This window comes from Reyranella sp. (assembly GCF_965249915.1).
Lineage (GTDB): Bacteria > Pseudomonadota > Alphaproteobacteria > Reyranellales > Reyranellaceae > Reyranella.
The window spans coordinates 233,935-248,450 of sequence record NZ_OZ252257.1 but is presented as its reverse complement, the minus strand read 5'-3'; the positions used below and the strand labels follow the sequence as shown (position 1 = coordinate 248,450).

Annotated in this window: 16 protein-coding genes; 3 read left to right on the top strand and 13 right to left on the bottom strand. The window is 66.3% G+C overall.

Going from position 1 to position 14,516, the window contains the following annotated elements:
• Nucleotides 1-3: 3 nt before the first annotated feature.
• A complete protein-coding gene (gene infA, locus ACP15H_RS01190) occupies nucleotides 4-222 on the bottom strand; it encodes a translation initiation factor IF-1 (protein ID WP_295137458.1) in 219 nt (72 codons plus the stop codon).
• Nucleotides 223-410: 188 nt separating this feature from the next.
• Here infA and ACP15H_RS01185 point away from each other — a divergent pair, with 188 nt between their 5' ends.
• From ACP15H_RS01185 to ACP15H_RS01175, 3 genes are all read left to right on the top strand, one after another.
• Nucleotides 411-1,172 (top strand): hypothetical protein, encoded by a 762-nt coding sequence (locus ACP15H_RS01185; protein WP_425064401.1) that lies wholly within the window; start codon nucleotides 411-413, stop codon nucleotides 1,170-1,172.
• 17 nt (nucleotides 1,173-1,189) lie between these two features.
• On the top strand, nucleotides 1,190-1,774 hold the full coding sequence (locus ACP15H_RS01180; RefSeq protein ID WP_425064400.1) for a hypothetical protein: 585 nt from the start codon (nucleotides 1,190-1,192) through the stop codon (nucleotides 1,772-1,774).
• A gap of 151 nt (nucleotides 1,775-1,925) precedes the next feature.
• Complete coding sequence (locus ACP15H_RS01175) at nucleotides 1,926-2,240, top strand: hypothetical protein (protein WP_425064399.1); 315 nt, start codon at nucleotides 1,926-1,928, stop codon at nucleotides 2,238-2,240.
• Nucleotides 2,241-2,250: 10 nt separating this feature from the next.
• Here the strand turns inward: ACP15H_RS01175 and ACP15H_RS01170 are convergent, their stop codons facing one another.
• The 12 genes from ACP15H_RS01170 to ACP15H_RS01115 form a co-directional block, all read right to left on the bottom strand.
• On the bottom strand, nucleotides 2,251-2,694 hold the full coding sequence (locus ACP15H_RS01170) for a low molecular weight phosphatase family protein (RefSeq protein ID WP_425064398.1): 444 nt from the start codon (nucleotides 2,692-2,694) through the stop codon (nucleotides 2,251-2,253).
• Between the two features lie 13 nt (nucleotides 2,695-2,707).
• Entirely contained in the window at nucleotides 2,708-3,196 is a 489-nt protein-coding gene (locus ACP15H_RS01165) for a UPF0262 family protein (protein ID WP_425064397.1), read from the bottom strand.
• Between the two features lie 2 nt (nucleotides 3,197-3,198).
• Entirely contained in the window at nucleotides 3,199-4,497 is a 1,299-nt protein-coding gene (gene hisD / locus ACP15H_RS01160) for a histidinol dehydrogenase (RefSeq protein WP_425064396.1), read from the bottom strand.
• Nucleotides 4,487-5,167 carry an ATP phosphoribosyltransferase gene (gene hisG, locus ACP15H_RS01155; RefSeq protein WP_425064395.1) on the bottom strand — a complete coding sequence of 227 codons (681 nt, stop codon included), beginning with the start codon at nucleotides 5,165-5,167 and terminating at the stop codon, nucleotides 4,487-4,489. Before hisG ends, hisD begins: the two co-directional genes overlap by 11 nt.
• A gap of 48 nt (nucleotides 5,168-5,215) precedes the next feature.
• On the bottom strand, nucleotides 5,216-5,641 hold the full coding sequence (locus tag ACP15H_RS01150) for a DUF2948 family protein (RefSeq protein ID WP_425064394.1): 426 nt from the start codon (nucleotides 5,639-5,641) through the stop codon (nucleotides 5,216-5,218).
• A gap of 5 nt (nucleotides 5,642-5,646) precedes the next feature.
• Nucleotides 5,647-6,930, bottom strand: a complete 1,284-nt coding sequence (gene murA, locus ACP15H_RS01145; protein ID WP_425064393.1) for a UDP-N-acetylglucosamine 1-carboxyvinyltransferase — start codon at nucleotides 6,928-6,930, stop codon at nucleotides 5,647-5,649.
• A 12-nt stretch (nucleotides 6,931-6,942) separates the two neighbouring features.
• Nucleotides 6,943-7,497, bottom strand: coding sequence for a dCTP deaminase (dcd, locus tag ACP15H_RS01140; protein ID WP_068190442.1), 555 nt, complete (start codon nucleotides 7,495-7,497; stop codon nucleotides 6,943-6,945).
• Between the two features lie 33 nt (nucleotides 7,498-7,530).
• On the bottom strand, nucleotides 7,531-7,707 hold the full coding sequence (locus tag ACP15H_RS01135; RefSeq protein WP_425064392.1) for a hypothetical protein: 177 nt from the start codon (nucleotides 7,705-7,707) through the stop codon (nucleotides 7,531-7,533).
• Nucleotides 7,708-7,782: 75 nt separating this feature from the next.
• Nucleotides 7,783-10,878: an efflux RND transporter permease subunit gene (locus ACP15H_RS01130; RefSeq protein ID WP_425064391.1), complete on the bottom strand. Its 3,096-nt coding sequence runs from the start codon at nucleotides 10,876-10,878 to the stop codon at nucleotides 7,783-7,785.
• Nucleotides 10,879-10,900: 22 nt separating this feature from the next.
• Complete coding sequence (locus ACP15H_RS01125) at nucleotides 10,901-12,031, bottom strand: efflux RND transporter periplasmic adaptor subunit (protein WP_425064390.1); 1,131 nt, start codon at nucleotides 12,029-12,031, stop codon at nucleotides 10,901-10,903.
• Between the two features lie 56 nt (nucleotides 12,032-12,087).
• On the bottom strand, nucleotides 12,088-13,623 hold the full coding sequence (locus tag ACP15H_RS01120) for an efflux transporter outer membrane subunit (RefSeq protein WP_425064389.1): 1,536 nt from the start codon (nucleotides 13,621-13,623) through the stop codon (nucleotides 12,088-12,090).
• Between the two features lie 15 nt (nucleotides 13,624-13,638).
• On the bottom strand, nucleotides 13,639-14,331 hold the full coding sequence (locus ACP15H_RS01115; protein ID WP_425064388.1) for a CerR family C-terminal domain-containing protein: 693 nt from the start codon (nucleotides 14,329-14,331) through the stop codon (nucleotides 13,639-13,641).
• Nucleotides 14,332-14,516: the final 185 nt, after the last annotated feature.

The following is a 14,516-nucleotide window of genomic DNA, read 5'->3' as shown; positions in this document are numbered from 1 at the left end:
CGCCTACTTGAAGCGGAAGGTGATGCGGCCCTTGGTCAGGTCATAGGGCGTCATCTCGACGGTGACGCGGTCGCCTGCCAGAACGCGGATGCGATTCTTGCGCATCTTGCCCGACGTGTGGGCGAGAATGACGTGGTCGTTGTCGAGCTTCACCCGGAACATCGCATTGGGGAGCAACTCGGCGACGACGCCCGTAAATTCGATCAGGTCTTCTTTGGCCATCCGGCCTCCGGCTGGGGTGAATTTCTGGGAAAGCGGCCGGAAAATGGGCCGCAGGAGGGGGTAAGTCAATGGCGGCGCCGGGGACGGCGGGGATGGCCGGCCTTCTCACGGGAGCGCGCCTCCCTTATACAGGTCGCGGCTGCGGACGCCGGGGAAAGAAGGACCAGCAAAAGATGAACTCAACGTGCATGTCGGGCCTTGTGGCCGCCCTGCTGCTGACGCCGGCGCTCGCATTCGCCCAGGCGACGCCGGCTCCCACGCCTCCGCCCAACGCCATTACCCATCCGGCGCAGAAGACCATCGGCAAGCCGGCCAAGCGGCAGTATTCGACGGCCCTGATCGTCATCAATGCCCGCGGCGCCAAGCTCGACGGCCAGAAGCTGGTCCTCGACGGCGTATTGCCCACGGCGACCCTGTTCACCAGCCGGCCCAAGCGCTCAGTCGGCCACATGGTGACGCCCGACATGGCCGACATCTGGCGCACCGGCAGCTTCGCCAAGGATCCGCCGAACGCGACGGTTTCGGTGTTCCAGAAAGACGGGTCCAGCGTCTCGGACCTGGTGGTGACCCTGAAGACGGCCAAGCTGGAGGGCGAGAAGCTCACCTTCGACGTCGACGTGCTGGAGGGCAGCCTCGGCGCCGCCGACGGTCCGGCCTCGGTGTTCATCGACACGATCTGGTTCGGCATCGGCTCGCACGGCGCCCAGTATTACGGCCAGAGCCAGACGACCGGCGGCGAGACGCCGGCGATCGGTGATCCGGACGGCACCAGCACGTTTAGCGGCTGGTCCAATCCCTCGCCGACGCAACCCGTCAATCCGTATCCGTATGCCGGCGGCGGCTCCAACAGCGGCGCCGGCGCACCGCCGCCGCCCGACATCGATCCCCGCTACCAGCAGCGCTACAACGCGCCGAGCTGCGGCAAGCCGCCCCTCCTGCCCTGCTACTGAGCCGCACGGTGATCCTCATGAAGACCTTCCGACTCTCCGTCGCCCTAGCGACCGCCGCCGCCACGCTCGGTCTCGCCCTCGGCGCGGCCGCCCAGACCCAGCCGGCCGCACCCGCCGCCGCCTCGGTCCAGGGCCAGCCCAAGGTGGTCGGTGCGGCGCGCCATCCGCGCCTCATCCCGTCGATGTTCGTGCTCAATGCCCGCAGCGCCAAGCTGCAGGACAACAAGCTGATCCTCGAAGGCATCGCGCCAAGCGTCATCGTCTTCGCCGACCGCCCGGTGCGCTCGGCGGGCCACGCGATGCTCGCGCACGTGCTGGAAGAATGGACGGCGAAGGCACCCAACTCCTTCGCCAAGGATCCGCCCAACGCCACGGTCTCGGTGCTGAACAAGGAAAAGGCGAGCGTCGTGGATGCCGTCGTGACCCTGAAGTCGCCGAAGCTCGAAGGCGACAAGCTGACCTTCGACGTCGACGTGCTCGAGGGCAACCTCGCAGGCGCCGACGGCGGCGCCTCGGTGTTCATGGACCTCATCAACCTGCCCGTGCCGCGCTATAGCTCGCATCGCGCAGCCTGGTACGCGGGTTCCGACACCACCCGCTGACAGCGTCCTTACAAGTGCTCGTGCGAAGCGGGAGGCTCGCCTGCACGCACGAGCGCGACGACGCCACAATCCACTCACAAATCGGATTCAGAAATGCTCCCGGGCGAAGGCGCTCCAGTGTGGCAGCGCTTCGCACCTGAGGAGAGACATCATGAACCGGACATTGCTTGCAGTTTCACTGGTCGGCGCCGCGGTCCTCGCGACGAATGCAGTCCAGGCGCAAGGCATGCCGACCGGTCGCGAACCCGCTACCGAGCCCAACAAGATCTTCACCCCGACGACGGCGCCCAACTGGACCCCGACGGCCGAGGGCGCCATTGCACGCCAGCAGATCCACGATGCGGGCTACAACGGCGTCACCCTGCTGATGCGCAACAACGACGGAAGCTGGCAGGGCCAGGCCCTCAAGGGCGACACCTACTACATGATCACGCTCGACCCCGCAGGGCACGTCACCCAGCGTTAAGTGCAGACGGTCAGACCGAGGGCGTGATGGGTATCCCGAAGCGCGCCTTCAGTCTGGTCAGCACCTGATCTCGGGTGTGACGGTAGGCATCGAGTCGCGTCTCCCGCGATCCTTCCACGGCGCTGGGGTCGGGCATCGGCCAATACTCGACCTCAGTCGCCGTCCCCCGCGTGAATTCGAGCGCACTGTGATGCGCTTCCGGCGACAGTGTGACGATCAACTCGAAAGACGCGGCATCGACGTCATCGAAGGTCTTGGCGTGGTGGCGGTGAACGTCGATGTCGATCTCGTCGAGCGCGGCCACCGCGAACCCATCGACCTCGCTCGCGCGCACGCCCACCGAATCGATATAGACCCGGTGACCGTAGAGTCGCTTGGCCAGCGCCTCGGCCATCGGCGACCGGACCGAATTCTCGCTGCAGGCAAAGAGCAGGCTGGACGGCAGTCCGATCATCGCCCCTGCCCGCTCACGACTTGATGTGCAGGGCGCAGATCAGCGTGAACAACCGCCGGGCCGTGTCGTGATCGACCTCGATCTTTCCGTCGAGCCGCTCGCGCAGCAGCTCCGACCCCTCGTCGTGCAGGCCGCGACGTCCCATGTCGAGCGCCTCGATCTGCGACGGGCCCAGCTTCTTGATGGCGGCATAGTAGCTCTCGCAGATCAGGAAGTAGTCCTTCACGACCTTGCGGAACGGCGTCAGCGACAGGACGATGTCGCGCAGCTTCTCGTCAGCCTCGTTGCGCACGTCGAACACCAGGCGCTGCTCGAAGATGCCGATGCGCAGCCGATACGGGCCAGGCTGGCTGCCGACCAGGCGAAAGTCGTTCTCCTCGATCAGGTCGAACAACGCGACGGCCCGCTCGTGCTCGACTTCGGGCGCGCGGCGGGCGACCGATTCCTCATCCAGCACGACGTCGACGATGCGCCGCGTCCTGTCGGTCGGGCCGTCCGGCATTGCTACCGACCCAGCCGGAGTGAGACCGAACGGCCGTGAGCGCCGAGCCCTTCGGCATCGGCAAGCGCCACGGCGGAGGGGCCCAGCGCGGCGAGCGACTGCGGCGTGCAGGAAACCAGCGAGGTGCGCTTGAGGAAGTCGGAGACGCCCAAGCCGCCGGAGAAACGCGCGGCGCGCGAGGTCGGCAGCACGTGGTTCGTGCCGGCGACATAGTCGCCGATCGCCTCGGGCGTGTGGCGACCGAGGAAGATCGCGCCGGCATGGCGGATCTTCTGCGACAGCGCCTCGGCCTCTGTCATTTCCATCGCGAGCTCGACATGCTCGGCGGCGATCGCGTTGACGATGGCAGGCGCGGCCTCGAAGTCCGGCACGAGGATGACGGCGCCATTGTCGCGCCAGCTCGCCGCCGCGATCTCGGCACGGGCCAGGGACTTGAGCTCGCCTTCGACGGCATGCATGACGGCATCGGCGAAGGCCGCATCGTCGGCGATCAGCACCGATTGCGAGGACGGATCATGCTCGGCCTGCGACAATAGGTCGGCCGCGATCCATCGAGGGTCGTTGTGCCGGTCGGCAACAACGAGGATCTCGGAGGGGCCGGCGATGAGGTCGATGCCGACCTGGCCGAACACGCGCCTCTTGGCGGCGGCGACATAGGCGTTGCCGGGCCCGGTGATCTTGTCGACCGGTTTGATGGATTGCGTGCCGTAGGCCAGGGCCGCCACCGCCTGAGCGCCGCCGATGCGCCAGATCTCGTCGGCGCCGGCGATCCGTGCCGCGAGCATGACCAGGGGATTGAGCGTGCCGCCGGGAGTGGGCACCACCATGACGATGCGGCCAACGCCTGCGACCTTGGCCGGCACGATGTTCATCAGAACCGAGGACGGGTACGCCGCCGTGCCGCCCGGCACGTAGACTCCGGCCGCATCCACCGGCCGGTAGCGCGCGCCCAGCCGCGTACCCGAGGCATCGGTGAAGTCGACATCCTTCGGCATCAGCTCACGGTGGAAGACCTCGATACGCCGGGCCGCAAAGGCCAGCGCCTCGCGCTGCGCCGCCGGAACCTGCGCCGCCGCCGCATCGCGCTCGGCTTCGGAGACGCGCATGTTGGACGCCGTGATGCCGGCCCAGTCGAATTTGGCGGTGTAGTCGACGACGGCCGCGTCGCCGCGCGCCCGCACGTCGGCCACGATACCGGCGACGACGCGGTCGACGTTCTCGTCGGTGTCGCGGTTGCGCCCGAGGAAGGCCGAAAACTCCTTGTCGAAGCCCGGCGCCGAAGCGTCCAGCCTAAGCGGCACGGGAAGCCCCAAGGGCAACGTCGCGGAAACGGTCGATCCAATGGCCGACCCGCTGGGGCCGCGTCTTGAGCGCGGCACGGTTCACGATGAAGCGCGAGGTGATGTCGGCGATGTGCTCGATCTCGACCAGGCCGTTCTCCTTCAGCGTGCGGCCGGAATCGACGAGATCGACGATGCGGTGGCTGAGGCCGAGCGACGGCGCGAGTTCCATCGCGCCCGAGAGCTTGACGCACTCCGCCTGCACGCCACGCGCGGCGAAATGCTTGCGCGTCACCTCGGGATACTTGGTGGCGATGCGCACGTGGCTCCAGCGCCGCGGATCGTCGTTGCCCGCCATCTCGACGGGCTCGGCGACGGCCAGGCGGCACTTGCCGATGCCGAGATCGATCGGCGCATAGATCTCGGGATAGTCGAACTCCATGAGCACGTCGGCGCCGGCGATGCCGAGATGGGCGGCGCCGAAGGCCACGAAGGTCGCGACGTCGAACGAGCGCACCCTGATGATGTCGAGGTCGGGATGGTTGGTCGTGAAGCGGAGCTGGCGGGCATCCGGATCGGCGAAGGCCGGCTCCGGTTCGATGCCGGCGCGGGCGAAGACGGGGGCCGCTTCCTTGAGGATACGGCCCTTGGGCAGCGCCAGAATGAGCTTTTCGTTGGCCTCGCTCGACACGACGACTCTCCAGTAACGAATGCCCGCCCCTCGCCGGAGCCGAAAAGGCTATTCGACCGGGTGGGCGGGCTTCCAGGGGGTGGGCCAAGGCTCACCGACATCCCCCAAATGGCATGCGAGCCGGCCGATTTCCAGCCGGATAGCCCGACCGGCCGAAAAGCGCAGCAGGACTGAATGGTCGTTTTCCAACGCCACCGCGAGCAGTTCCAGCATCCGATCGGGCTCAGCCGTGGGGATGTCATGGTGCCGCACGGCCGTCACCTCGTTGAAAACGAGGGCGGAATGGGTCCGGGAATGGCCGTTTCCAGCGTCCGGATCGGCTTCCCAGCGGAACCGGTTCAGCAACAGGACGAAGCGCTTTTCGTCCTTCAGGAAGGCGCAGTCTCGAACCGCCACCAGCGCATCCTGGATGGCGGCCGAAAGGATGGCCAGGTCGTCGGCATCGAGTGCGCTCAGCTTCAGCTTGGCCGTCATGCGCTTCAGGCCTTCAGCCGCTCGATGTCGGCGCCACAGGCGCTGAGCTTCTCCTCCAGCCGCTCGAAGCCACGATCGAGGTGGTAGACGCGATGCAGCATCGTGTCGCCCTCGGCCGACAGGCCGGCGATCGCCAGCGACACCGAGGCCCGCAAATCGGTCGCCATGACCTCGGCGCCGCGCAGCTTGGGAACCCCGCGCACCAGCGCCGACTGGTGATGGATGGTGACGTTGGCGCCCATGCGCGCCAGTTCCGGCACGTGCATGAAGCGGCTCTCGAAGATGGTTTCGGTGATCATCGAGGCGCCCTCGGCCCGCGTCATCAGAGCCATCATCTGGGCCTGGAGATCGGTCGGGAAGCCCGGGAAAGGCTCCGTCATCACGTCGACTCCGTGCAGCGCGCCGTTGGTCCGGTGCACGCGCATGCCGTTTTCGGTGTCCTCGAGGGTGACGCCGGCCGCGCGCAGGCTGGCCGCCACCGTGTCGATCAGGTCGACCCGGCCGCCGATCAGCTCGACGTCGCCCGCCGTCATGGCGACGGCCATGGCATAGGTGCCGGTCTCGATACGATCGGGAATGACCGCGTGCTCGATGGCGTCGAACGAGGTCACGCCCTCGATGGTCAGCGTCTCGGTGCCGATCCCGCCCACCGGGACACCCATCGCCGACAGGCACTCGGCAAGATTGGCGATTTCGGGCTCGCGCGCGGCATTGTCGAGCACGGTCGTGCCCTTGGCGAGCGCGGCCGCGATCATCAGGTTCTCGGTGGCGCCGACCGACACTTTGGGGAAAGTGTAGCGTGCGCCCTTCAGGCCGTTGGGGGCCCGCGCGACCATGTAGCCGCCGTCGATGTCGATCTCCGCGCCCATCGCCCGCAGGCCGGCGATATGGAGGTCCACGGGCCGGGCGCCGATGGCGCAGCCGCCCGGCAGCGAGACCTTGGCCTGCCCCTCGCGCGCCAGCAGCACGCCCAGCACCAGCATCGACGCGCGCATCTTGCGCACGATGTCGTACGGCGCCGTGGTCGAGGTGATCTTCGACGCTTTCAGCACCATGGTCGTGCCGTGGCTGTGGCCGTTCTCGCCGGCGGTGGCGTCGATCTCCACGCCGTGCTGGCGCAGCAGCTGCATCATGGTCGTGATGTCGGCGAGCCGCGGCACGTTATGGAGGGTGAGCGGCTGGTCGCTCAGCATGGAGGCGACCATCAGCGGCAGGGCCGCGTTCTTGGCGCCGGAGATGCGGATCTGGCCCTTGAGCTGGCGGCCGCCCCTGATGCGAATTCTGTCCATGGTCGCCTCCGCTCAGATTTTCGGCAGGGTGACGCCGCGCTGCCCCTGATACTTGCCGGCCTTGTCCCGGTAGGAAACCTCGCAGGGCTCGTTGCCCTGGAGGAAGAGGAACTGGCAGGCGCCCTCGTTGGCGTAGATCTTCGCGGGCAGCGGCGTGGTGTTGGAGAATTCCAGGGTCACGTGCCCCTCCCACTCCGGCTCGAGCGGCGTCACGTTCACAATGATGCCGCAGCGCGCGTAGGTCGATTTGCCGACGCAGATCACCAGAACGTCACGCGGGATGCGGAAATATTCCACCGTCCGGGCGAGCGCGAAGGAATTCGGCGGGATGATGCAGACGTCGGTATTGCGGTCGACGAAACTCTGCTGGTCGAAGTTCTTGGGGTCGACCACCGAGGAATTCACATTGGTGAAGATCTTGAAGTCATTCCCGACGCGGGCGTCGTAGCCGTACGAGGACAGGCCGTATGAAATGACGCCTTCCCGCTTCTGGGCGTCGACGAAGGGCTCGATCATGCCCTTCTCCTGCGCCATGCGGCGAATCCAGCGGTCCGAGAGAATGCTCATTGAGGGCGCTTCTAAACGAGGGAGGGGGTCGGCTCAACCGCCGGTCTTGCCTGCGGTCCGGCCAACGTCCTGTCCCGTATCCGCCGGTTTCGGGACGCCCCCCTTGGCGCGCGCCTGCGCCTTGCGCCGCTTCAGGTTCTCGCGCAGGGCGGCGGCAAGCCGTTCGGCGCGTTCGTCCTTCTCCGGGACCTGCTTCGAGGGGGCGTTCATCGAAGACAGGATACACCATTGCGGGGCGGCCGGGGCAGTCCTGTCTGCCGCCCCGGTCGAATATCGGCTCCCGCGTCAGTCGCCCGCCGCCGGGGCCTCGACGGACTCGACGGCGCCCCGCTTCTTCGAATGGTCCGCCGCCAGCATCACGTAGACGGCCGGCACCACGAACAGGGTGAACAGCGTGCCAACCGCGAGGCCGCTGGCGATCACCAGGCCCATCGAGAAGCGAGACAATGCGCCCGCGCCGGTGGCCACGATCAGCGGGACGACGCCCAGCACCATCGCCGCCGTGGTCATCAGGATCGGCCGCAGACGGACGGCGGCGGCTTCCTGGATGGCCTCGCGCCGCGACTTGCCGGCTTCCTGCAGTTCGTTGGCGACTTCGACGATCAGGATGCCGTGCTTGCTGATCAGGCCCATCAGGGTGACCAGGCCGACCTGGGTGTAGATGTTCAGGGTCGCCCCCGGCATCCCCACCGTGCTCAGCGCCATCAGGAAGATGAGCGCCCCCGCGATCGACATCGGCACCGAGAACAGGATGATCAGCGGATCGCGAAAGCTTTCGAACAACGCGGCGAGCGACAGGTAGATGATGATCAGCGCGAAGCCGAAGGTGACGATGAAGCCACCGCTCTCCTGCACGTACTGGCGCGACGCGCCGCCATAGTCGATCGAGTAGCCCTGGGGCAGCGTGCGCTGCGCCAGCTCCTTCAACGTGTCCAGCGCCTCGGCCTGCGACACGCCGGGGAAGGCGACGCCCTGGATGGTGGCGCTGTTGAGCTGCTGGAAGTGGTTGAGCGACTGCGGGATCGCCTTGGTGGCGATCGACGCCACGGTAGACAGCGGCACCGTCGTGCCGTCGGCTGCCTTGATGTGGTAGTCGAGGATCTGGTCGACGTTCTGCCGCGACGACTGCTGGACCTGCGGGATCACCTTGTAGGAGCGGCCGTCCAGCGCGAAGTAGTTGACGTAGCCGCCGCCCAGCATCGAGCCCAGGGCGCCGCCGATGTCGCTCATCTGCAGGCCGAGCGCCGACGCCTTGTCGCGATCGATTACCACCGTGGCCTGCGGCGCGTCGATCTTGAGGTCGGTGTTGAGGAAGATGAACCGGCCCGTGGCGAGCGCTTCCTGCAGGAACTTCTGCGCCACGTCGTTCAGCGCCTCGAAGCCGCCCGTGGTGTTGATGACGAACTGCACCGGCAGGCCGTTCGAGCCCGGCAGCGGCGGCGGCTGGAAAGCCACGACCTGTGCGCCGGCGACACCTGCCAGCTCCTGCTGAACGATCGGCTGAAGCTGGTTGGAGGTCATGGTGCGCTTGTCCCACGGCTTGAGCACGTAGCCCGCGATCGACTGGCCGGGCACATCGAGCTGGAAGACGTGATCGGTTTCCGGATGGCTGGCGCCGATCTTGTAGATTTCGCGCGAATAGATCTGGCGCTGGTCGATGGTCGAGTTCGGCGCCGAGGTCGCCAAGCCGATGATGATGCCCTGATCCTCCTGCGGTGCCAGCTCACTGCTGGTGGCAGAGTAGAGGTAGAAGATGCTGCCGAGCACCAGAACGGCGAAGGTCGCGGTCACCGGCAGGTACTTCAGGCTGCCGGTCAGCCAGCGGGAATAACCGCGCCGCAGGCGGTCGAAGACGCGGTCGATGGCGCGGATCAGGCGCGCCTCCAAGCCGCGGTCGTCGTGACTGTGCGGCTTCAGCATGAGCGAGCACATCATGGGCGAGAGCGTCAGCGCGACGATCGCCGAGATTGTGACGGCGCCCACGAGGGTGAAGGCGAACTCGGTGAAAAGGGCGCCCGTCAGGCCGCGCTGCAGGCCGATCGGCACATAGACGGCGACCAGCACCACGGTCATGGCGATGATCGGCCCGCCCAGTTCGCGCGCCGCCTGGATTGCAGCCGGAAGAGGCTTCTGCCCCTCCTCGAGGTGACGGTTCACGTTCTCCACGACGATGATGGCGTCGTCGACCACGAGGCCGATCGCCAGCACCAGCGCGAGCAAGGTCAGCAGATTAATGGAGAAGCCGAAGACGGCCATCATGGCGAAGGTGCCGATCAGCGACAGGGGAATGGCAATCACCGGGATGATTACCGAGCGGAACGACCCCAGGAAGGCGAAGACCACCAGCGTCACGATCACCAGCGCCTCGAGCAGGGTGTGGATCACCTCCTCGATCGAGCTGTTCACGAATTCCGTCGAGTCGTAGATGATCTGTCCGTTCAGCCCCTGCGGGAGCTGCGCCTGAATCGACGGAAAGATATCCTTCACACCCTTGATCACATCGAGCAGGTTGGCCGCCGGCGCCACCTGGATGCCGATATAGACCGCCTTCTGGCCGTCGAAGCTCACTTCGGATTCGTAGTCGTCGGAACCCAGGGTCACGTTGGCCACGTCGCTGAGGCGAACGATCGCGCCCTTGTCCTGCTTCAGCACGAGGTTGCGGAATTCCTCCAGCGAGCTCAGCGCCGTCGACGCCTTGAGCGTCACCTGCACCATCTGGCCCTTGGTCGTGCCGAGACCTGCAATATAGTCGTTCGCCGTCAGCGCCAGGCCGACATCGGCCGCGGTCAGCCCATAGGCGGCGAGCTTCTGCGGATCGAGCCAGGCGCGCAGTGCAAAGTTCTTTGCGCCCAGCAACTCGGCCGTCTGCACGCCTTCGACTGCCTGCAGCCGGGGTTGCACGACGCGCACGAGGTAGTCGGTGATCTGGTTGGGTGCCAGCTCCTTGCTGTTGAAACCGATATACATGGCGTCGATCGTCTGGCCGATCTTTACCGTCAGCACGGGCTGCTGCGTCCCGCTGGGCAGCCGGTTCAACACCGAGCTCACCTTGGTATTGATCTCCGTCAGCGCCTTGCTCGAATCGTAGTTGAGACGGAGATAGACCGTGATGGTGCTGACGCCGCTCTGGCTGGTCGACGTCATGTAGTCGATGCCATTGGCCTGGGCGACCGCCTGCTCCAGCGGAGTCGTGATGAAGCCGGCAATCACGTCCGGATCGGCGCCGTAGTAGGTCGTCGTGATCGTGACGACGGCATTTTCGGTGCGCGGATATTGCAGCACCGGCAGAGCGCTGATGGCGCGGAGGCCGACGACCAGGATCAGCAGGCTCACCACGCTCGCCAGCACCGGGCGGCGGATGAAGATATCGGTGAATTTCATGGGACGATGTCCTGCAGGCTGGCTATTTGTCGGCGATCTTCGGAGCAGCGTCGTTGGTCGGCACCGCACGGTTGTCGATGAGCACCGGCACGCCGTTGCGCAGCTTGATCTGGCCGGAGGTGACGACCGTGTCGCCTTCGGAAACGCCGCTCAGGATCGCCACCTGGTCGCCGCGCGTCGCGCCCGTCGTGACGAAGACCTGTCGCGCGACGAGCGCGGGCTTGGCATCGGCGCCCTTGCCCTTGTCATCGACGATGTAGACCAGCGAGCCGTAGGGGTTGTAGCTCACCGCCGTCTGCGGCAGCGTGACCAGACGCTGCGCCGCGCCGGTGTCCAGCTCAACCGTGGCAAACATGCCGGGCAGCAGCTTCTGGTCAGCGTTCGGCAGAGTGGCGCGCACCTGCACGTTGCGGCTGCCCGTCTCGATCTTCGGATTGATGGCCGTGATCTTCCCTTCGAACGTCCGGCCGGGGAAGGCGTCGATCTTCGCCCTCACCCTGTCGCCGACCGCGATCTGCGCCACTGTCTGCTGCGGCAGCAGGAAGTCGACGAAGATGGGGTCCAGCGACTGCAGGGTCGCAATCATGGTGCCGGCCGCCAGGAACTGGCCGAGATCGACCTGCCGCAGGCCGAGCTTGCCGTCGAACGGCGCCCGCAGCGTCTTCTTGTCGAGGATCGCCTTCTGGACGGCGACCTGGGCGCGGGCGTTGCGCAGATTGGCTTCGTCGCTGTCCACGACGGCCTGGCTGATCGCCTGCGCCTTGAGCTGCTTGACGTCACGGTCGTAGGTGATCTGCGAGAGGGAAGCCGTCGCCTCGAGAGACTGAAGCCGGGCTTCCTCGTCTTCCTTGCGCAGGGTCAGCAGCACCTGCCCGGCCTTCACCTCGTCGCCCGACTGGAAGGTGATCGTCTCGACGACGCCCGCCACTTCAAGCGACAGCTCGGCCCCGCGCACGGCGCGCAGGCTGCCGACCGCATCGATCTTGGGTTGCCAGTCGCTGGTCTCGGCCTTCGTGGCGGAGACGGTCTGGGGCATGTTGGCCATGCCGGCCATGGCTTCCTTGATCTTCCCGTTGACGAAGGTCTTGAAGCCGAACAACCCGCCGAGCACCGCGCCGACGAGAATGAGCATGATGAGCATTCGCTTGATCATCTTATGCCTCTTGAGCTGATCAGGATGACTTGATGTGAGTTCGAGGGAGCGGCGGCTCAGTGACCCGCGCGCGGAAGCTTGATGTCCTGGATCGGGGGCAGCGCAAAGCGGGTCGGCGTGCCCATCGATTTCGGATCGACGTCGGTGCGGTTCCACCAGCCGCCGCCCAGCGCCTGAAACAGCGCCGCCGTGTCGGAGTAGCGCGCCGCCTGCGCCTTCAGCCGGTTGATGACCGCGGTCTGGTACGTCTGTTGTGCATTGAGCAGAGTGAGATAATTCACTGCGCCCAGCTGGTACTGCTGTTCGGAAAGCCTGAGGCTCGCCGCCGCTGTCTGCTCGGCAGCGACCTGGGCGCGCAGCGTGTCGGCATCGTACTGCACGGCCCGCAGCGCGTTGGCGACATCCTGGAAGGCCGACAGCACCACACCGCGATACTGCGCGGCCGCGCGCTCATAGGCGGCGATCGCGGCCTGGCGCTGATGGTCGAGTCTGCCGCCGTCGAACACGGTCTGCGCGATCCCGAGGCCGATGCTCCATACGCCCGAGCCCGGCACGATCAGCGAGCTGATCCCGCCCGAAGTGAACCCCAGCAGGCCGGTGATGGTGAACTGCGGCATCTGGTTGGCGACCGCGACTCCAATATCGGCGCTGGCGCCGCGGAGCTGTGCCTCGGCGGCGCGCACGTCGGGCCGCTGCTCGACCAGGGACGAGGGCAGGCTGAGCGGCAGTTCCTGCGGCAGCTTGAGCTTGGCGAGATCGAAACTCTCACCGCGATCCTGGTCCGGCGAACGGCCGACCAGGCGCATGAGCTGGTTGCGCTGCTGGGCAAGCTGCTTCTGCAGCGGCGGCAAGGTCGCCTGGGTCTGCGTGAGGGCGGCCTCCTGGGCCAGGACGTCGGCGCGCGAGGCACCACCCAGGTCGAACTGGCGGCGCACCACCGACAGCGAATTGTTGAGGATGTTGATGATGTCGTTGGTCGCGTTGATCTGGGCCTGCAGCGAGGCGAGGTTGATCGCGGCGACGACGACGTTGGAGGAAAGCGTGAGATACGTCGCCTCGAGCTGAAAGCGTTGGTTCTCCGCCGCGGCTTCCTTGGATTCGACCTGGCGCCGCACGCCGCCGAATACGTCGGGCGTATAGGAAATGTTGAGCGACGCCGCCGTGACGCCGTACATGACCCCAGCGCCCGTCTGCCCCTGAGAAGCCGGAGAGGCGAGTTGCTGCTGCCCCGAGCCGTTGCCGCTCAACGTCGGAAACAGGCCGCCCTGCTGGGCGAAGTAGAGTTCCCGCGCCTGACGCAGCGCCGCCTGGGCGGCGTCGACGTCGGGATTGGCGCGCAGCGATTCGCGGACCAGCGTGTCGAGCTGCGGCGACTGGAACAGCACCCACCATTCGCCGGGAATGTCCTGTTCCGGCACGAAGGTCTGGGGTGCGCCACCGGGCCCTGCTGCGGAACTGGTCTGCGGCGCCAGCGCCTCGGGCGTATAGCCGGTCGATGTCGGCTTGTCGGGTTTAACGAAATCCGGACCGGCCGTGCAGCTGGCGAGGAGGAAGGCCGTGAGGGCCACGAGAAAGGGCGAACGCCTGTTCATGATCTAACTCGTCAGCTACTTTTCGGACGCGGCGGCGCGGCAGATGGCGGACGTCTGATCGCGCACGATCTGCTTCATCAACTGGACATTCTCACCGTCCAGGCCAACCGCCTTGAGGATGGGGCGCTTATGGCTGTTGCAGAAGATGACGACCTGCCCGATCAGCGCCATCGTGCGCATCGTCATCTCCGGGTCGTCCTCGGACTTGCCATGAATGCGGGCGAACAGGGCGAGGCAGGGATTGAAGATCTGCTGCATGCCGCTCTCGTGCATCCGGTCGAGCCCGGGCGTTTCTTCGACCTCGGCGCGCGCGAAGATCAGGCGGCGGCTGTCGACCTGGGGGCCGCTCGTCACCACGGTGACGAAGGCTTCGAGCGTCTGGCAGAGGAGTTCGGCGAGTTCGGGCGATGCGGCGGCCGGATCGTCGAGCGCCGCGCGCACGCGCGGCAGCACCTCGGCCATGTGCCGTTCCGTGTCGGCCACGATGTCCTCGATGATCGCCCGGTACAGGCCTTCCTTGTTGCCGAAATAATACTGGATTGCCGGCAGGTTCACGCCCGCCCCCTCGGCGATCTGCCGGGTACTGGCGCCCTCGTAACCATGGGCGGCGAACAGATCGAGGGCGGCCACCAAGATGCGGCGGCGGGTGTCTTCACCCCTCGCCTGCAGAGCGGGCCGACCACGGCCCGAAGCTTGTGTATCGATCATGGTCACCTGGCAAACGCTGACCGGAGCTTTTTAGTGTCGATCGATATACTATGTCAATTGATATATATTATCCCGCAATGCGCAAATTGCTTGGGCTTCGGCAGGCAGGCCGCGCTCTTTCTCGTCCTTTCGTGAAGACAGACTGCCCCATCGCCCGGCGGAGCCGACCGGACGGGCCTGCCGCG

Excerpts from the sequence above, each read along its gene's own strand:
- infA (WP_295137458.1), bottom strand. The coding sequence starts at position 222 with ATGGCCAAAGAAGACCTGATCGAATTTACGGGCGTCGTCGCCGAGTTG.
- ACP15H_RS01185 (WP_425064401.1), top strand. The coding sequence starts at position 411 with ATGTCGGGCCTTGTGGCCGCCCTGCTGCTGACGCCGGCGCTCGCATTC.
- ACP15H_RS01180 (WP_425064400.1), top strand. The coding sequence starts at position 1,190 with ATGAAGACCTTCCGACTCTCCGTCGCCCTAGCGACCGCCGCCGCCACG.
- ACP15H_RS01175 (WP_425064399.1), top strand. The coding sequence starts at position 1,926 with ATGAACCGGACATTGCTTGCAGTTTCACTGGTCGGCGCCGCGGTCCTC.
- ACP15H_RS01170 (WP_425064398.1), bottom strand. The coding sequence starts at position 2,694 with ATGATCGGACTGCCGTCCAGCCTGCTCTTTGCCTGCAGCGAGAATTCG.
- ACP15H_RS01165 (WP_425064397.1), bottom strand. The coding sequence starts at position 3,196 with ATGCCGGACGGCCCGACCGACAGGACGCGGCGCATCGTCGACGTCGTG.
- ACP15H_RS01150 (WP_425064394.1), bottom strand. The coding sequence starts at position 5,641 with ATGACGGCCAAGCTGAAGCTGAGCGCACTCGATGCCGACGACCTGGCC.
- murA (WP_425064393.1), bottom strand. The coding sequence starts at position 6,930 with ATGGACAGAATTCGCATCAGGGGCGGCCGCCAGCTCAAGGGCCAGATC.
- dcd (WP_068190442.1), bottom strand. The coding sequence starts at position 7,497 with ATGAGCATTCTCTCGGACCGCTGGATTCGCCGCATGGCGCAGGAGAAG.
- ACP15H_RS01135 (WP_425064392.1), bottom strand. The coding sequence starts at position 7,707 with ATGAACGCCCCCTCGAAGCAGGTCCCGGAGAAGGACGAACGCGCCGAA.
- ACP15H_RS01130 (WP_425064391.1), bottom strand. The coding sequence starts at position 10,878 with ATGAAATTCACCGATATCTTCATCCGCCGCCCGGTGCTGGCGAGCGTG.
- ACP15H_RS01125 (WP_425064390.1), bottom strand. The coding sequence starts at position 12,031 with ATGATCAAGCGAATGCTCATCATGCTCATTCTCGTCGGCGCGGTGCTC.
- ACP15H_RS01120 (WP_425064389.1), bottom strand. The coding sequence starts at position 13,623 with ATGAACAGGCGTTCGCCCTTTCTCGTGGCCCTCACGGCCTTCCTCCTC.
- ACP15H_RS01115 (WP_425064388.1), bottom strand. The coding sequence starts at position 14,331 with ATGATCGATACACAAGCTTCGGGCCGTGGTCGGCCCGCTCTGCAGGCG.